Source organism: Parasynechococcus sp. (genome assembly GCF_042954245.1).
GTDB lineage: Bacteria > Cyanobacteriota > Cyanobacteriia > PCC-6307 > Cyanobiaceae > Parasynechococcus.
The window spans coordinates 1-1,631 of the sequence record NZ_JBGKDP010000104.1 but is presented as its reverse complement, the minus strand read 5'-3'; the positions used below and the strand labels follow the sequence as shown (position 1 = coordinate 1,631).

The following is a 1,631-nucleotide window of genomic DNA, read 5'->3' as shown; positions in this document are numbered from 1 at the left end:
CCAGCAACCCGCTCCGGCGTCACGGCAACGGGTGAGTTGCCCAGGTCAAATCCCTCGAGCATCTGCCCACCGCGCTCACCAAGCAGGAGACGCGCATCGACAGGCCACGCCGCTGCCGCAGCGCGCAGATCGCCGAGGCTGGCGAAGGCCTGCACCGCCTCGGCACCGTTGTGCAACGCCCAGGCAATGGTGGTGGTAGCCCGCAGCACATCAATCACCACCGCCGCATCGGGGCGAAGGTCCTGCGGCATCTCTGCCGGCACATGGAAGTAGGAGATCTGCATGGCCACGCTGAACACCGGCGTGCGACACAGTACCGAGACCGCTTGCGCCGAGACCGTCATCCCATGGCCCTGTTCCAATCCGGTCCGGCCACCCGAGATCTGCGGGGCTTTCTCAAGCTTCTCGAGGATCGCGGCCAGCTGCGACGGATCACGGCACCGGTGGACCCCGACCTTGAGCTGGCGGCCATTGCCGACCGGGTGCTGAGCCGAGGGGGTCCCGCTCTTCTGTTCGAGAACGTGATCGGCTCTTCGATGCCGGTGGCCGTCAACACTCTCGGAACCGTGGAACGGGTGGTATGGAGCATGGGCCTCGAACGGGCCGAGCAGCTGGAGAAGCTGGGGTCACGCCTGGCCCTGCTTCAACAACCCCGCCCCCCCAAGGGACTGGAGGAGACCAAACGATTCGCCCGGGTCTTCTGGGACCTGGTCAAAGCCAAGCCCGACCGAGACCTCACACCCCCCTGCCGTCAGCAGGTGTTCCGTGGCGATGAGGTCGATCTCGACAACATCCCCCTGATCCGGCCCTGGCCCGGTGATGCCGGGGGCGTGATCACGCTTGGACTAGTAATCACCAAAGACCCCGAAACCGGTGTCCCCAACGTGGGCGTTTACCGGCTTCAGAAGCAGTCGGTGAACACGATGACCGTGCACTGGTTGAGCGTGCGCGGTGGCGCCCGCCACCTGCGCAAAGCTACCGCCATGGGCAAGAAGCTGGAGGTGGCGGTGGCCATCGGCGTGCACCCGCTGCTGGTGATGGCCGCAGCCACACCGATCCCGGTGCAGCTCAGCGAGTGGCTGTTCGCAGGCATCTATGCCGGAGAAGGGGTTCGTCTGGCCCCCTGCAAAACCATCGATCTGCAGGTGCCCAGCCACAGCGAAGTGGTGCTAGAGGGAACGATCACTCCAGGGGAAGTGCTGCCGGATGGTCCCTTCGGGGATCACATGGGTTTCTACGGCGGTGTGGAGGACTCACCCCTGGTGCGCTTCCACTGCATGACCCAACGGCGAGATCCGGTGTTTCTCACAACCTTCAGCGGCCGTCCTCCCAAGGAAGAAGCGATGCTGGCCATCGCGCTGAACCGCATTTACACGCCGATCCTGCGACAGCAGATCCCAGAGATCACCGACTTCTTCCTGCCGATGGAAGCGCTCAGCTATAAGTTGGCAGTGATCTCGATCGACAAGGCCTATCCGGGGCAGGCCAAGCGTGCTGCCATGGGCTTCTGGAGTGCCCTGCCGCAATTCACTTACACCAAGTTCGTTGTGGTGGTGGACAGTCACATCAACGTGCGCGACCCGCGCCAGGTGGTCTGGGCCATCGCGGCCCAGGTTGATCCCCAGCGCGAT

Annotated in this window: 2 protein-coding genes; one reads left to right on the top strand and one right to left on the bottom strand. The window is 64.3% G+C overall.

What is annotated here, in order from left to right; all coding sequences use genetic code 11:
• Nucleotides 1-284, bottom strand: a 284-nt coding sequence (locus tag ACGVJ8_RS04720; protein WP_392345887.1) for a 2-phosphosulfolactate phosphatase, incomplete at its 3' end; no start/stop codon positions are given.
• Nucleotides 285-347: 63 nt separating this feature from the next.
• Between ACGVJ8_RS04720 and ACGVJ8_RS04715 the strand changes: the two genes are divergently transcribed.
• The coding region (locus ACGVJ8_RS04715) for a UbiD family decarboxylase (RefSeq protein ID WP_392345885.1) at nucleotides 348-1,631 on the top strand (1,284 nt) is incomplete at its 3' end.